A 14,758-nucleotide genomic window follows, 5' to 3' on the forward strand; every position below is an offset into this window, starting at 1 on the left:
ACCCGCCACCACCGACATCGAGCGACGGTCCCAGCAGGGTCGCAGCCGCTTCACGGCGGACCCCGAAACACGTTCGACTCACGACCGTGCCACCCTCTGGTCATGAAGCGCACCGCGTCCGCCCGGCTCGAGTTCGACGTCGACGGCCCCGCCGAGTTCGTCCTGTCGATCGCCGCCTCCCGCGCCTACGCCGCGCCCGACGCGGTGGCGCAGGCCGGCACCGCCCGCATCACCGAGGAGGCGCTGGCCGTCACCCAGCACGGCGCACCCCTCGAGGTCCGCGAGCTGCACGACCACCACGGCACCCTCCTCCACCTGTGCGAGGTCGGGGCCGGCCGGGTCACCGTCGACTACCGGGTCGTCGTCGACGGACGGCTCGACGAGCCCGCCGTCGACGACCTCGACCTCGTGCGCTACCGGCGCCCCAGCCGCTACTGCGAGTCGGACACGCTCAGCCCGACGGCCCGCGCCGAGTTCGGCGGGCTCGAGGGGCGCGAGCTGCTGGCCGCGGTCGCGACGTGGGTCGGCTCGCACCTCGCCTACGTGCCCGGGGCCAGCGCGCCGACCGACGGCGCGGTGCAGACCCTGCTCGACCGGCAGGGCGTCTGCCGCGACTACGCGCACCTCGTGATCGCCCTGCTGCGGGGGCTCGACGTGCCCGCGCGGCTCGTCAGCGTCTACGCCCCGGGCCTGTCGCCGATGGACTTCCACGCCGTGGCCGAGGCCTACGTCGACGGTGCCTGGCACGTGGTCGACGCGACCGGGCTGGCCCCGCGTCAGACGCTCCTGCGCATCGCCACCGGACGGGACGCCTCCGACACGGCGTTCCTCTCGAGCCACGGCGGCCGCGTCACGGTCGCGGGCATGCAGGTGGGAGCCGTCGCCGACGAGCTGCCGCGCGACGACGTGAGCACCTTCGTCAGCCTCGGCTGACCGCCCGACGGCACCGCGCCTCCTGCACGGGACACGACCCACGCCGCCACGATGTAAACAGCCCGCCATGAGATCGTGTGGCGGCCTGTTTACACCGTGGCGGGTGGCGGGTGGCGGGTGAGGGCTGAACGCCGTGGCGGCGAGCCGCTGCCGGCACCCCGGCTCAGTCCTCGCGGTGCGCCAGCTTCGCGCCCTCGCGCGCGCGGACGGCGGGCTCGTTCTGGTGGACGCCCGCGGGCCAGGACGTCGGTCCGGCCGACCCCGCCGGGTACTCGTCGATCGCGACCTCGCCGGACTTCCAGGCCTTCACGACGGGGGCGACGATGCGCCACCCCTCCTCCGCCGAATCGCCGCGCACCGAGAGCGTCGGGTCGTCGTCGAGGATGCCCTCGAGCACCTCGCCGTACGCCGTCAGGTCGGCCGCGCCGAAGTCGGCGTGCAGGGAGGCGCGCGACAGGTCGTACGAGTCGCCCGGGCCGTTGACGTTCAGCTCGAGCGACATCTCGTCGGGTGAGATCGCGATGCGCAGGCGGTCGGGGGTGCCTCCGCCGACGAACTCCTTCGGGACGTGGGTGGGCGGCCGGAACGTGATGACGATCTCGCGGCGACGCGAGGCCAGGGCCTTGCCGGAGCGCAGCAGGATCGGCACGCCGGCCCACCGCCAGTTCGCCACCTCGACGACGACCTCGGCCAGCGTCTCGGTCTCGAGCGACGCGTCCACGCCGTCCTCGTCGACGTAGGCGGGCAGGGTGCGGCCGTCCACCTCGCCCTTCCCGTAGCGGGCACGGCGGGAGTTCGCGACGGCGTCGTCGTCCCAGACGTGGGTCGCGCGCAGCACCAACTCCTTCTCGTCGCGCAGGTCGGCCGCGCCGAGCGTGGCGGGGGCGTTCATCGTCAGCACGGCCATCACCTGCAGCAGGTGGCTCTGGATCATGTCGACCATGGCGCCGGCGTGGTCGTAGTAGCGCGCGCGGTTCTCGAGGCCGAGTTCTTCGTCGTAGACGATCTCGATGCTCTCGACGTGCTGGTTGTTGAGCATGGGCTCGATCAGGCGGTTCGCGAACCGCAGGCCGAGCAGGTTGAGCACGGTCGAGCGGCCCAGGAAGTGGTCGACGCGGTGCACCTGGTCCTCGTGCACGAGCTTCAGCACCTCCCGGTTGAGCTTCTTCGCACTGGCGAGGTCGGTGCCGAACGGCTTCTCGAGGGCGAGCGCCGTGCCCTCGGGCAGGTCGACCTCGCGGAGGGCGGCACAGGCCTTCTCGGTGATGGCCGGCGGCAGCGCGAAGTAGATGGACGGAGGCGCGTCACAGGCCTCGAGGAGGCCGCGGAGGCCGTCGGCCCCGGTCACGTCGGCCGTGATGTACGTGGTCGACTCGAGCAACGCGTCGACGGCGGGGCCGCTCGCGTGGACGCTGTCGAACGACGTCTTCACGCGTGCCTTCCACTCGGCATCGGTGTACTCCTCGACGCCGGCGCCGATCAGCTGCACGCGCCGGGGAGGCTCGATCGACAACAGGCCGCCGAGGCCGGGCATCAGGAGGCGCGCGGCGAGGTCCCCGCTCGCGCCCAGGATCAACAGGGTCGCCGGCTCGGGGGCCTTCTTCTCGCTCATGCCGTGAACGGTAGTGGGCCACGCCCGGCCGCGCCCGGGAGGGGGTGCCACGGACCGCCTCGGAGCACCCGGCGTACCGTCCACGCCATGAGCGACCAGACCTACACCGCCCGCTTCGTCGGCCACGACGAGACCACCACCGAAGAACTCACCCTCATCGACGGGCTGCCGCAGAAGAGCGTCACGCGTCCCGGGGCCTCCGACGGCGAGGACCTGATGTGGGAGCTCGACGACGACGCCAGCGAGGGCGGCGAGTACGTCTACCGGTCCCTCGGCGTCTCGGGCCACGACTACAGCTGACCCACCCGCGGTCGGCACCACCCGCGGTCCGCACCGCCCGCGGTCCGCACCACCCGCGGTCCGCACCACCCGATGGGCGTCGCACCGCCTGATGAACATCGCACCGCCGAAGTGGGCGGTGCGATGCTCGTTCGGCGGTGCGACACCCGTCCGGCCTCGCTGCCCGGCGGGTTAGGCGCGGCGGGTGGGGCGCACCGAGACGACCTCGGCGGTCGCCCCGTGCGGCAGGTCGACCACGAGCCGCACCGCGTCCGCGACGGACTGCGGTTCGAGGTAGAGCGACGTGTCGTACGTGCCGCCCTCGGCCGTGACCAACTCGTGCTGCATGTCGGTGTCGACGCGGCCCGGGTGCACCGAGCTGACCCGGACGCCGTGCGGACGTTCCTCTTCGCGCAGGGCGTCGGTCAGCGCGCGCAGGGCGAACTTGCTCGCCGCGTAGGTGCTGCCGTCGGGCCCTGCCGTGAACCCCGAGCCGCTGTTGATCGACACGACCGTGCCCTGCGCCGCCCGCAGCGCCGGCAGCAGCTGCCGCGTCACCTCGGCGACGGCGAACACGTTGACCTCGAAGACGCGCCGCCAGTCGTCGCGCTCCGTGTCGGCGACGGCGCGCCCGCCGATGACGCCGGCCGCGTGCACCAGCACGTCGAGCCCGTCGAGCTGCGGCACCGTGAGGGCCGGGCCCGAGAGGTCCGCGGCCCACGCCGTCGCGGACGGGAGGTCGGCGGTGATCGCCCGCAGCGCCTCCTCGTCCCGTCCGTGGACGATCACGTGGTGGGTGCGGGCGAGGTCGCGGACGACGGCGAGGCCGATGCCCCGCGAGCCCCCGGTGACGAGTGCGGTCTTCATCCGACCAGTCTGCCGGTCCCGCGGGCCGCCGGTCGGCCCGGTCGGGCCGGTCGCCGGTCAGGCCAGCGGGTCGTGGCCCCAGTTCATGAGCGACCAGCGCCACTTCGTGTCGGTGACGTCACCCGAGGGGCGCTGCTTCGAGTGGCGCGCGACGTAGCCGTGGACCTTCTCCATGTGCTTCCAGTCGGCGTCGGTCAGGTCGGCCTTCTTCTTCTCGAGGATGCGCACGATGTGCCGGCCGCTCTCGTGCCCGACGGACTCGCCGCCGTCCTTCTGCCCCACCTCGCGCGACTCGTCGGTGTCGAGCCACTCGCGCAGCGTCGAGGCCGTCATGTTCACGTCGTCGTGGAACTCGTCCCAGGTCTGCTGTCGTCCGTCGTCTGCCATGCGACGAGCCAAGCACGCCCCGGACGGGACCGCCCCGCACCGCACCGCTCCGCCGGATCGACGAAGATGGCACGGTGCGCACCCTGACCGCCGGCACCGCCGCCCTGCTGCTCGCCGCCTCGCTCGCGGTCACGATGTCGTCGTGCTCGGCCGACGGGAACAACCCGACGGTCGCGCCGCAGGCGAAGATCCCGGCAGGGCTCGCGGTCGAGGGCTACGCCATCGCCTCACCCGACGCGACGACGGCCGCCGTCGAGGCGCTCGACCGCAGCGGGTCGGCGATCGACACGGTCGGCGTCTCGGGCGTCGCGATCACGACCGGCGGGGCCGGGGTCGCACCGAGCGACGAGTCCGCCAACTCCCTCCGCGAGGCCGCCCAGTCGGCGGGCGGGAAGGCCGAGTTGCTCGTCGTCAACGCGGGCCAGGACGGCTTCAGCGGTGAGCTCGCGTCGCAACTGCTGTCGAGCCGGGCCAACCGCGAGTTCGTCGTGTCGGGCCTCACCGGAGAAGTCGTCAACGGCGGCTGGGACGGCGTCCAGATCGACTTCGAGTCGCTCTCCGCCGCGGACGCCCCGGGGCTGGTGGACTTCGCCGCCGAGCTCCGCGACGCCCTGCCCGACGACGCGAGCATCTCGATGGCCCTGCAGCCCAGCGCCGACCCGGCGGGATACGCGGACCTCGGCTACGACCTCGCCGCCCTGTCCGACTCCGTCGACCGGTTCGTGCTCATGGCCTACGACCAGCACGGCGCCGGGTTCAGCGAACCGGGGCCCGTCGGCGGCCTGCCCTGGGTCGGTGAGGTCCTCGACGCCGCACTCGAGTCCGTCCCGGCCGACCGCCTCGACCTCGGCGTCGCGGGGTACGGCTACCGGTGGACGGGCGACGGCACCGCAGGAGGCGCGCTGACGGTCGCCGAGGCCCGCACCGCTGCGCAGTCCACGGGTTCGTGGGACGCCGACCAGGCCGAGTACACCGCCTCGCCCGGTGACGGCTCGACCCTCTGGTGGTCGGATGGTCGCTCGATCACCGCGCGCGCCGATCTGGCCGAGTCGAAGGGGCTCCACGGCGTCGCGATCTGGCAGCTGACGACGGGGGACCCGATCCGCCGCGGCTGACGTCCGGGCGACGGGCCGCCCTGCGGCCACGGATGCGGCTCGTGCCGGATCGCCGCCGGAGGTGCCGCCTACGGCGTGACGACGCCGATCGGGCCGGTCAGCTGGGGGATGTCCCGGTCGCTCAGCAGCCAGTGTTCGCCGCGGCCGGTGATCAGCAACGCGAGCGGACCCGGACGGCAGACGACGAGCGCGCCGCCTTCTTGGTGCAGCACGCCGTCGAGGGCGCCGCCGAGGTCGCGGTCGTCTTCGGAACCCGACGCCGACAGGACGGCGCAGCGGCCCTCTGCTCCCATCGCCTGCAGCAGTCGGCGCATGCCCTCGGGGTCGCTGCGGTCGGGACCGAGCGGGTGGGCGACGGCCATGTCGACCCACTCGACCGACCCGGTCAGGTCGGCGAGGGCCTGCTCTTCGGGGCCGGCAGGGTCGACGGCGAGGTCGTGCACGGATTGTTTGCGATCGGGCGCGGCGAAGGCCTCGAGTGCGGTGATGACGGAAAGGGGGAGCGACGCCACGGGTGATCTCCTGTCGAGGGGTTCCCACAATCCTCCCACCCGAGCTGCCCTCACAGGTCCGTCCACAGGCGGAAACCGGAGCGGGCGCCGAGTCGAGCCGCCGCACTACGCTGCCGGAGAGCGGCCCGACGCGCGACGACGACCCGACCTGCCCACCCACGACGACGACGGAGACACCGTGAGCGACGCCCCCGGCCAGCAGCCCTGGCAGAACCCCCAGAACCCCCAGAACCCCCAGACCCCCCAGAACCCCCAGACCCCTCAGGACCCCCGGAGCTCCCAGAACCAGCAGGACCCCCGGTACTCCCCGCCGTACCAGGGCCAGCACCCCCAGGCGCAGCAGCCGGGGCAGCAGCCCTACCCCGGGCCCGGTGGGTACGCCGACCCGCTCAAGGGCACCAACCCCGGCGTCAGCACCTCGACGCCGTTCGTCTGGGTGCTCGTCCTGCTGCCGCTGGTGCAACTGATCGGGCTCGCCTTCTGGGACGTCGGCGACTACCTCGAGCGCACCGCCACGATCACCCCGGGCGTCTACCAGTCGCCCTTCACGCCGGGCTACCTCGCCTACATGGGCATCGGCCTGCTCGTCTACGCACTGACGGTCGTCTTCGCCTGGCTCGACCACCGGGCGTTGACGGCCCGGGGCATCGTGAAGCCGTTCCCGTGGCCGTGGGCGTTCCTCACGGTCGTCTACGTCGTCGGTCGCTCGGTCGTCGTGAAGCGTCGCACCGGTGGCGGGCTCGCGCCGCTGTGGCTCTTCATCGCCGTGTACCTGATCACGATCGTCGTCGCGTTCTCGGTGTTCATCGTGGCCTTCGCCGAGTTCGTGCAGACGATGCCGTCCCTGCCGACCGCCCCGTAGCCGGACCTGCTGCGAGGATGGTCCCGTGACCTCCTCCAGCGCACCCCGCCTCGGCCTGCTCCTCGACGTCGACGGCCCGATCGCCAGCCCCGTGACCCGCAGCATCGCGCTGCCCGCGATCACGCGCGACCTCGTGGCGCTCGCCGCCCTCGGCGTGCCCATCGTCTTCAACACGGGGCGCTCGGACGCGTTCATCCGTGAGGAGGTCGTCGGTCCGCTGCTCGCCGCCGGCCTGCCCGAGGGGGCGCGGGTGCACGGCGTCTGCGAGAAGGGTGCCGTCTGGTTCACGATCGGCCCCGAGCACGGTGTCGACGGCATCGGCCCGATCGAGGTCGACTCGTCGCTCGCCATGCCCGCCGACTTCGGCGCCGAGATGCAGGCGTTGGTGGCGGACGAGTTCGCCGACCTGGTGTTCTACGACACGACCAAGCACGCGATGGTCTCGATCGAGCAGCTCACGAGCGTCGAGTCGTCGACCTACCTGGGCCGGCAACGCGACCTCGACGAGAAGGCGATGCAGGCGCTGGTCCGCCGGGGCTTCGGCGTGCGCCGACTCGACGACGTGCGGCCCGACGCCTCCGGGGCCGTGCAGTGGCGCGTCGACCCGACGATCATCTCGACCGACATCGAGTCGGTGCGGCTCGGCAAGGACCTCGGGGCCGAGCGGGCGCTCGAGCTGCTGGCGGCCGACGGCGAGCCCCCGCTCGCCTGGCGCACGGTCGGCGACTCGCGCAGCGACTACGCCATGGCCGACTGGCTGCACGCGCAGGGTCACGCGGTCGCGCACGTCGACGTCCGCCCGGCCGACGGCGTGCCGGCGACGCCGTACCCGGTGCTGACGAGCTCGACGGGCGCGATCCACGACGAGGCCGGGGCCGAGTTCCTGGCCGGCTGGCTGGCCGACCTCACCGTCTGACGCCCGGCCGGGACGCGGCCGGGCCCGCGACGGGCACTGCCCACGACGGCACCGGCCTGCGACACGCCCGGGCGTGGCCGTCCTCGAGGACACCACCCGCGCCTCCTCGGCCCGCCCGCCCGGGTCGGTGCCACCCGCCCCGCGGCGTGCCCCCCGGACGGGTGAGACGGGTGAGCCTCGGGCCGGGACGGGTGTCACCTCCCCGCTGTCCATGCGGCCTGTGACCCCTTCGAGGGGGCGTACCCCCCGAACGGGTGTCGCGAATCGGCAGGAACGACCCTGTACTGTTTCGACACGTCCCCGGAACGGTCCCCCGAAAGGCCCACACCGGAGGCGAACCCGTCGATCGAGTGGCCCGAACCGCTCGCAGTCGACGGACCCGAAACGGGAGCCCCTGGCTCCCACCCGACCGCCGCCCACCCCGGCGCGTCACCTCGAGTCGCCGCCGTCGCCGACGCCCCTCCGGACGTCCGACGGCGGTCACCCACCGCCGCCGGCGTCCGGTCGTCTCTCAGACCCGAACCCGGAGAGAACACGCATGTCCCGAACCATGCGCGTCCGCGACAGCGACGCCGAAAACCGACCCGACACCGGTGCACCCGACACCGGCCCCGCCCTCGACGTGGCACCTCGCTCGCGCAGCGAACTGAGGCGCCTGGCACACCACGACGAGGAGCGGGGATCGCGGGCACGCCCCACGACGCGCATCACGAGCGACCACCACGCGTCGGTCGTCTCGCGCACCGAGGGGCGTGCCCACTCACCCTTCATGGTGCTGCTCGTGCTCGCCTGCACCATGGGCATCCTGCTTTACGGGCAGTTCCTGCTGAACCCCGCCAACCGCGGTGACCTGCTGCCCTACGTCGCGGTGATCATCGCCGAGGCCGTCCTGGTGCTGCAGGCCCTCCTGGCCATGTGGACGATCCTCTCGGGCGGTCAGAACCCCCGGGACTTCGACTTCCACTCGACGCAGGACACGCTCTACGACGAGGACGCGATCGACCGGCTCGGCGTCCGCGACCAGCCGCACCTGTGGCCGATCGTCGTCGACGGGAAGACCGTCGTCGTCGACGTCTTCGTCACGGTCTACGGCGAAGAACTGTCGAAGATCGCGATGACGGTCCAGGCCGCCGTCGCGATGCAGGGCGCGCACCGCACCTGGGTGCTGGACGACGGTCGGAGCGACGAGGTCAAGGACCTCACCGCGAGGCTCGGCGCCCGGTACATCCGCCGGCTGACCAGCCACGGCGCCAAGGCGGGCAACGTCAACTACGCCCTGTCGGTGGCCAAGGGCGACTACTTCGCCATCTTCGACGCGGACTTCGTGCCCAAGCCGATGTTCCTGCACGAGACCGTGCCGTTCTTCATCGACGAGAAGGTCGCCTTCGTCCAGACCCCGCAGTCGTACGGCAACCTCGTGAGCATCGTCAGCCGCGGCGCCGGCTACATGCAGGCCGTCTTCTACCGGTACATCCAGCCCGGCCGCAACCGGTTCAACGCCGCGTTCTGCGTCGGCACCAACGTCATCTTCCGCCGTGCGGCGATCGACGAGGTCGGCGGCATCGACACCGACTCGAAGTCCGAGGACGTCTGGACGAGCCTGTTCCTGCACGAGGCCGGGTGGCGCTCGATCTACATCCCGATGACGCTCGCGATCGGCGACGCCCCCGAGACCATCGAGGCGTACAGCAAGCAGCAGCTGCGCTGGGCGACCGGCGGCTTCGAGATCCTCTTCCGGCACAACCCGCTGAGCCCCCGCCGCACCCTGACGATGGACCAGCGCTTCCAGTACACGCTGACGGCCACCCACTACCTGACGGGCATCGCCCCGCTGCTGCTGATCATGGTGCCGCCGATGGAGATCTTCTTCGACCTGCGCCCCATGAACCTGCACATCTCGGTGCTGCAGTGGCTGCTCTTCTACTCGGGCTTCTACCTGCTGCAGATCGCGCTCGCCTTCTTCACGCTCGGGTCGTTCCGCTGGGAGGTGCTGATGCTCGCGTCGGTGTCGTTCCCGATCTACGTCAAGGCGTTGTGGAACGTGCTGAGCGGCAAGGACACGGCCTGGCACGTGACCGGCGGAGGCAAGGCGTCGAGTCCGTTCAACGTGCTCGTGCCCCAGGTGCTGTTCTGGCTCTTCCTGTCGCTGACCTCGCTCGTCGCGATCTGGCGGGACTGGGACAACCGGGTGCTCACGCTCGCCACGGTCTGGAACCTGATCAACACCGCCGTGCTCTCGGCCTTCCTGCTCGCGGCCCTGCGTGAGGCCGGAGCCATCAAGCGTGCCGCCCGCTCGGGGTCGAGCGCTCGCACGACCGTCGCCGGTCCGATCACGACCGGGCCCGTGGCGACTCAGACCCTCCGCACCCAGGTCGCCCGGCCCCTGCCCCGGAGCCACGACGAGTTCCTCGAGCTGTCGTCCGAGCAGCGACTCGAGCAGCGCCGACGCGACGACGAGCGGCGTCACCTGCTCGAGGCCCGACTGGCCGTGGCCGACGACCAGCACGCCCACGAGGCGCAGCACGGCGACGAGGCGTCGCACACACAGCACGCGGGACCGGTGTCCGGACCCGACCGACACGACACGAACGACCGAGAGAAGGTGGTCTCATGACCTGGGGCAACAGGATCAAGATGACCGTCGGCATCCTGGTGGTGCTCGCCCTCGTGGCCGTCTTCACCGTCATCTTCACGCAGCGGCAGGCCCAGGTCATCAGCACCAGTGCCGCCATCGCCAGCCAGGACTTCTCCGTCGGCACCGACTACAGCGGCACGGTCACCTCGACCGACGCCGAGGTCGGCGACCGGGTGAAGAAGGGCGACGTGCTCTTCTCGCTGCAGAGCCCCTCGCTGCAGAAGGACCTCGCGGACGACGTCGTCGTCCCCGACACGGACGCCTACACGGTGGACGACGACGGCACCATCACCTTCATGGCCACCGTCGACGGCACGCTGTCGCAGCTCGACGTCCGCGAGGGCGGGTTCCTCGGCTCGGGAACGTCCGTCGCGACCATCGAGAAGGCCGGCACGCTCTTCGTGGACGCCGACTTCACGCTCACTCCCCGCGACTACGAGCGCATCCAGGACGGCGCGACCGTCGACGTGATGCTGGCCCAACCAGCAGGTCGTCGAGGGCAGCGTCGACCTGGTCAGCGTGCAGACCAAGGACGGCGCGGCCGCGGCCACCGTCCGCGTGGTCAGCGACCAGCTGAGCGAGGGGGCCTACAACGGCCTCGTCGCGAGCGGCACGCCGGTCGAGGCGACCATGCACCTCCGCGACGACGGCATCCTCGCCGGGCCCGTGGACACCATGCAGGACTTCCTGCGCCAGATCGGGGTCTGACGATCCCCGGCGCACGGAGAAAGACGACGGGTCGGTCCGGCCGACGGGATCGTTCGGGATCACCGATCGCTTCCGGGCCGGCTCGTCACCCCCGGGAGGCGCGGGTCGAGATCCGACCCGCCCCGCGCCTCCCGACCCTCCGCCGGGTCCTCGCCGGCGTCGCCCTCGGCACGGCCGGCGTGCTCGTGCTGGCCGGCTGCACCGGCGGCTCGGACACGGACGCCGACACCACGGGCCGCCCCGACGCCGGAGGCGACGTGTTCCCCGCCTCGCAGGTCGACCCCCTGGTCGCCGCCCTGCCCCAGGAGTCGGTCGGCACCGTCCCGACCATGCGCCTCGCCGACGGCCTCGTCCCGCCCACCAACACCTGGTTCTCGGGGCTGGTCTTCGGTGACGAGCCGACGCCCGTGTTCCCGTTCCCGATCTCGTTCCAGCTGACGCAGGCCGGCTTCGCCGCGGGACTCCCGGTGCCGGTGGCCTCCGAGAAGGCGATCGTCTCGCCCGCCCTGCCCGACGTCACCCTCGACGTCCAGGCCTCGGCGACCGAGATCAGCGCCTACGACGACGTCTCGGTGACGGTCGCGCACCTCGACGGCGACGCGGTGCTCGGTCACACGACCGTCGCCGAGGGCTCGCCGGTCGTCTCGTACACCGCCGCGACCGCGCAGACCGACACCCTCGGGACTGCCGTCACGACCGTCGGCGACGGGCGCGGCACGTTCACCGTCGGCAGCACGACGTGGGGCGTCGCCGTGACGGACGGCGGCCTCGACGGCACGGCGGTCCGGCTCGACGAGGGCGGCTCGGTCGTCCTCGTGCCGCTGCCCGACGGGGCCACCGACGAGCAGGTGCGGACGGTGCTCGACGCGGCCGCCTCGCCGCTGACGTCGGTGACCACCGCGCACCGCGCCTCCGGGTCCGGGTCGTCGGCGGTGTCGACCACCGAGCTCGGCTACGAGACGGCGGCCGGGGGAGACACCCTGCTCGTCCCGGCCCCGCACATGGGCGACGCGGCGACGGGTGGCGGCACCGGGCTGGGCTACGACACGATCTACGGCACCGTCCCGTTGTCGATCGGCTCGACGCTGGCGTTCGACGCACCGGTCACCACGGCCTCGACCGGGCTCGACCTCTCGGGGCTGAGCGACGACCAGAGGACGCAGCTCGAGGACCAGGTCGAGGTCGACGTCGCCCGCACGGCGGAGACGCCGGTCGACACCTATTACGGCGGCAAGGCGCTCTACCGGTCGGCGATGCTCCTGCAGCTCGCCCGGCAGCTCGGGGACGACGCGTCGGCCGAGACCCTCCGCACGTCGGTCGTCGACCGACTCGACCGGTGGACCGACCCCTCGGGCTGCGAGACGCGCGAGCAGGAGTGCTTCGTCTACGACCCCGCCGTGAAGGGCGTCGTCGGCAAGGCGGCGTCGTTCGGCTCGGACGAGTTCAACGACCACTACTTCCACTACGGCTACTTCCTCTACGCCGCCGGCGTCGTCGCGGCCGACGACCCCGAACTGGCCGAGCGCTGGCGTCCGGTCATGGACCTGCTCGCCGCCGACATCGCCTCGGGCGCCGACAACGGGTCGTTCCCCGACCGGCGCGCCTTCGACCCCTACTGGTCGCACAGCTGGGCCTCGGGCTACTCGCCGTTCGCCGACGGGAACAACCAGGAGTCGTCGTCCGAGGCGGTCAACGCGTACGCGGGCCTGTCGCTCTGGGCCGCGGCCACGGGTGACGACGCGCTCGGCGACGAGGCGTCGTGGATGCTCAGCGGCGAGGCCTCGTCGGCGTTGGCCTACTGGCTCGCCCCCGACCTGACCGGCCCGACGTCCGCCGGCTACGGACACGCGATCGTCTCGCTGACCTGGGGTGGCAAGCGCGACTACGGCACCTGGTTCTCGGCCGAGCCGTCGGCGATCGCCGGCATCCAGTTGATCCCGCTGAGCCCGACCTCGGTGTCGTACCTGACGTCGTCGGCGGGCGGAGGCGCCCGGCAGATCGCGCGCGTGGTCGACGAGGCGAGCGCCTCGGGCTTCGACCGGCCGCTCGGCGACTACGTGCTGATGTACTCGGCCCTCGAGGGGCCCGACCAGGCCGCGGCGGCCCTGACGGCACTGGCCGACCTGCCCGAGACGGGCATCGACGACGGCAACTCGCGGGCCTACGCGATGGCCTACGTGATGACCGCCGGGGCGCGGTAGGGCCGAGCGCAGGAGGCGCGGGTCGGCGAGGGCGGGCCCGGCTCAGCCGACGAGGCGCACCGGTTCGACCAGGCGCACCGGGTCGACGAGGCGTTGCACGCTGCCGTCGGGGTGGTTCGCGACGAGCGTGCCGCCCCAGAAGCCGAGCTGGTCGCGCTCGGTGTCGAGCTGCCAGAGGCGGCGGCCGTCGGACAGGTCGAAGGCCGTGACGGTCGAGGTGCGACCGCTCGAGGCGGTCGTGGCGTAGCCGGTCGTGCGGCCGACGAGCGCGATCTGGGACTCGCCCGGCACCACCGCCCGGGCCAGCTCGTGGCCCGACGCCGCGTCGAGCAGGCGGACGGTGCGCTGGGCCGCCTCGTCCGACGTGAGGTCGCCGGACACCGCCCCCGCGCCTCCTGGTTCGCAGGTCTGGGCGAAGACGAGCGACCCCCGGTCGCCGGCCGGGTCGGTGGTCACCCGCGCGAGCCCGTGGCGGCGGTCGCGGGGCGGGGTCGTCCAGAGCTCGGCGCCCGTGCGGCGGTCGACGCAGACGACCCCGGGCGTGGTCGAGAAGACGAGGCAGTCGCCGGTCGCCTGCACCCCGCGGTCCTGGCGGAAGCCGTGCCGCCAGAGTTCGCGCCCGTCGAGCGAGAGCGCCACCACCGTGCCGTCCGTGTCGTCGGTCGAGGTGGGGATCGCCGGGTCGAGGCCCACGACGACGAGGTCGCCGTCGACGACGAGGGTCGTGGCGGTCGGCAGGTCGGGCCCCCAGTCGTGCGTCTCGCCGGTGCGTCCGTCGACCGCGGTGATGGTCCCGCCGTCGAGGACGAGCAGACCGTCGGGGGTCAGGGCCTCGTCCTGGCTGCCGGTGGTCTCGCCCGTCCACACGGGGGTGTCGAGGTCGTCGGCGGCGTAGAGCGAGAACTCGCCCGTGCCGGGCTCCGCGTCGTAGTAGACGCGGGAGTCCTGGTACGAGAACTGCGGGTCGCTCGAGACGAGGGCCCAGGAGGCGGTGGCGTCGGTCAGGCGCGCACGCCCGTTCGGCGAGGTGGTCACGTCGGTCAGTTCGCCGGTCCCGAGGTCGAGGCGGGCGTACGACGAGGCGAACCCGTCCCCGCCGAAGCCCAGCGTCGAGACGAGGGCCGTGTCGGTGGCGCCGTCGGCGGGCCAGACCTGGACGAAGCCGCTGCCGGCGTCGAGCTCGGTGCCGAGGTCGACCCACCAGCGGACGGTGCCGTCGACGGGGTCGACCCGGGCGAGCCGGCTGACGGCCTGCGCGGTGCTGCCGAAGCCGCCGTCGAAGCGGCAGTCGGCGCCGACGTCCGTGGCGGCGCTCGTGCCCCTGCCGTCGTCGCCCGCGGCACCGCCGGCGCTGACGAGGACGTCGCCGTCGAGCCGGTCGGGGCCCACCGCGGGCTCCGCCTGCCAGAGCAGGCACCGACCCTGGTCCGCCGGCACGCCGACGTCGGCGGGCGTCAGCGTCCACGACCCGGGGACGGGCTCGTGCCGCAGGTCGTCGCCGACGACGCCGTCGAGCGCGGCGGCCGACGAGTACCGCGGTGCCTCGACCAGGCCGGCGGTGGTCACGAGCGCCGCGGCGGCGACCACCGCGGCGGCCACGAGGGCGAGACGGCGAGGGCGGGAGGCGCGGTGCCAGACGGCGGCCCCGCGGCGGCGGGCGCGCGCGAACGGCTGGTCGCTCGGTCGGGCGTCGTCCGTCACCCGGCCATGGTACGAGGCGGGCGTGCGGGC

Annotated in this window: 12 protein-coding genes; 7 read left to right on the forward strand and 5 right to left on the reverse strand. The window is 72.8% G+C overall.

Annotation, left to right across the window (positions count from 1 at the left end; translation table 11 throughout):
- The first annotated feature begins 102 nt into the window (after positions 1 to 102).
- Entirely contained in the window at positions 103 to 933 is an 831-nt protein-coding gene (locus tag OVA02_RS03070) for a transglutaminase-like domain-containing protein (protein ID WP_267659237.1), read from the forward strand.
- A 163-nt stretch (positions 934 to 1,096) separates the two neighbouring features.
- Here OVA02_RS03070 and OVA02_RS03075 read toward each other — a convergent pair whose 3' ends face one another.
- The gene (locus tag OVA02_RS03075) at positions 1,097 to 2,545 is read right to left on the reverse strand and encodes a glucose-6-phosphate dehydrogenase (RefSeq protein ID WP_267659238.1); all 1,449 of its coding nucleotides are present in this window, start codon (positions 2,543 to 2,545) and stop codon (positions 1,097 to 1,099) included.
- A gap of 87 nt (positions 2,546 to 2,632) precedes the next feature.
- Between OVA02_RS03075 and OVA02_RS03080 the strand changes: the two genes are divergently transcribed.
- Entirely contained in the window at positions 2,633 to 2,845 is a 213-nt protein-coding gene (locus OVA02_RS03080; RefSeq protein WP_043596779.1) for a hypothetical protein, read from the forward strand.
- 171 nt (positions 2,846 to 3,016) lie between these two features.
- On the opposite strand, the gene OVA02_RS03085 is transcribed toward OVA02_RS03080, so the two are convergent.
- Together OVA02_RS03085 and OVA02_RS03090 are read right to left on the reverse strand one after the other, a co-directional pair.
- Positions 3,017 to 3,691 carry an SDR family oxidoreductase gene (locus tag OVA02_RS03085; RefSeq protein ID WP_056043834.1) on the reverse strand — a complete coding sequence of 225 codons (675 nt, stop codon included), beginning with the start codon at positions 3,689 to 3,691 and terminating at the stop codon, positions 3,017 to 3,019.
- A 57-nt stretch (positions 3,692 to 3,748) separates the two neighbouring features.
- Positions 3,749 to 4,078 carry a DUF3140 domain-containing protein gene (locus OVA02_RS03090; protein WP_056043833.1) on the reverse strand — a complete coding sequence of 110 codons (330 nt, stop codon included), beginning with the start codon at positions 4,076 to 4,078 and terminating at the stop codon, positions 3,749 to 3,751.
- A gap of 74 nt (positions 4,079 to 4,152) precedes the next feature.
- Between OVA02_RS03090 and OVA02_RS03095 the strand changes: the two genes are divergently transcribed.
- Positions 4,153 to 5,193, forward strand: coding sequence for a glycosyl hydrolase family 18 protein (locus OVA02_RS03095; protein ID WP_056043825.1), 1,041 nt, complete (start codon positions 4,153 to 4,155; stop codon positions 5,191 to 5,193).
- A gap of 68 nt (positions 5,194 to 5,261) precedes the next feature.
- Here the strand turns inward: OVA02_RS03095 and OVA02_RS03100 are convergent, their stop codons facing one another.
- Positions 5,262 to 5,705, reverse strand: coding sequence for a hypothetical protein (locus OVA02_RS03100; protein WP_043596785.1), 444 nt, complete (start codon positions 5,703 to 5,705; stop codon positions 5,262 to 5,264).
- 178 nt (positions 5,706 to 5,883) lie between these two features.
- Between OVA02_RS03100 and OVA02_RS03105 the strand changes: the two genes are divergently transcribed.
- From OVA02_RS03105 to OVA02_RS03120, 4 genes are all read left to right on the forward strand, one after another.
- Positions 5,884 to 6,567 (forward strand): hypothetical protein, encoded by a 684-nt coding sequence (locus tag OVA02_RS03105; RefSeq protein ID WP_056043822.1) that lies wholly within the window; start codon positions 5,884 to 5,886, stop codon positions 6,565 to 6,567.
- 25 nt (positions 6,568 to 6,592) lie between these two features.
- The gene (locus OVA02_RS03110; RefSeq protein ID WP_123571355.1) at positions 6,593 to 7,483 is read left to right on the forward strand and encodes a hypothetical protein; all 891 of its coding nucleotides are present in this window, start codon (positions 6,593 to 6,595) and stop codon (positions 7,481 to 7,483) included.
- A gap of 538 nt (positions 7,484 to 8,021) precedes the next feature.
- Complete coding sequence (locus OVA02_RS03115; protein WP_235452281.1) at positions 8,022 to 10,097, forward strand: glycosyltransferase family 2 protein; 2,076 nt, start codon at positions 8,022 to 8,024, stop codon at positions 10,095 to 10,097.
- Positions 10,094 to 13,027, forward strand: a complete 2,934-nt coding sequence (locus OVA02_RS03120; RefSeq protein WP_267659239.1) for a glycosyl hydrolase — start codon at positions 10,094 to 10,096, stop codon at positions 13,025 to 13,027. The genes OVA02_RS03115 and OVA02_RS03120 overlap by 4 nt, the downstream gene beginning before the upstream one ends.
- A 42-nt stretch (positions 13,028 to 13,069) precedes the next feature.
- Here the strand turns inward: OVA02_RS03120 and OVA02_RS03125 are convergent, their stop codons facing one another.
- Complete coding sequence (locus OVA02_RS03125; protein WP_267659240.1) at positions 13,070 to 14,728, reverse strand: PQQ-binding-like beta-propeller repeat protein; 1,659 nt, start codon at positions 14,726 to 14,728, stop codon at positions 13,070 to 13,072.
- Positions 14,729 to 14,758: the final 30 nt, after the last annotated feature.

It is taken from the genome of Frigoribacterium sp. SL97, from assembly GCF_026625765.1.
In the GTDB taxonomy this organism is placed as follows: Bacteria; Actinomycetota; Actinomycetes; order Actinomycetales; family Microbacteriaceae; genus Frigoribacterium.

What these genes read in the sequence shown, in the direction of transcription:
- OVA02_RS03070 (WP_267659237.1), top strand. Translation starts at nt 103, where the DNA reads ATGAAGCGCACCGCGTCCGCCCGGCTCGAGTTCGACGTCGACGGCCCC.
- OVA02_RS03075 (WP_267659238.1), bottom strand. Translation starts at nt 2,545, where the DNA reads ATGAGCGAGAAGAAGGCCCCCGAGCCGGCGACCCTGTTGATCCTGGGC.
- OVA02_RS03080 (WP_043596779.1), top strand. Translation starts at nt 2,633, where the DNA reads ATGAGCGACCAGACCTACACCGCCCGCTTCGTCGGCCACGACGAGACC.
- OVA02_RS03085 (WP_056043834.1), bottom strand. Translation starts at nt 3,691, where the DNA reads ATGAAGACCGCACTCGTCACCGGGGGCTCGCGGGGCATCGGCCTCGCC.
- OVA02_RS03090 (WP_056043833.1), bottom strand. Translation starts at nt 4,078, where the DNA reads ATGGCAGACGACGGACGACAGCAGACCTGGGACGAGTTCCACGACGAC.
- OVA02_RS03115 (WP_235452281.1), top strand. Translation starts at nt 8,022, where the DNA reads ATGTCCCGAACCATGCGCGTCCGCGACAGCGACGCCGAAAACCGACCC.
- OVA02_RS03120 (WP_267659239.1), top strand. Translation starts at nt 10,094, where the DNA reads ATGACCTGGGGCAACAGGATCAAGATGACCGTCGGCATCCTGGTGGTG.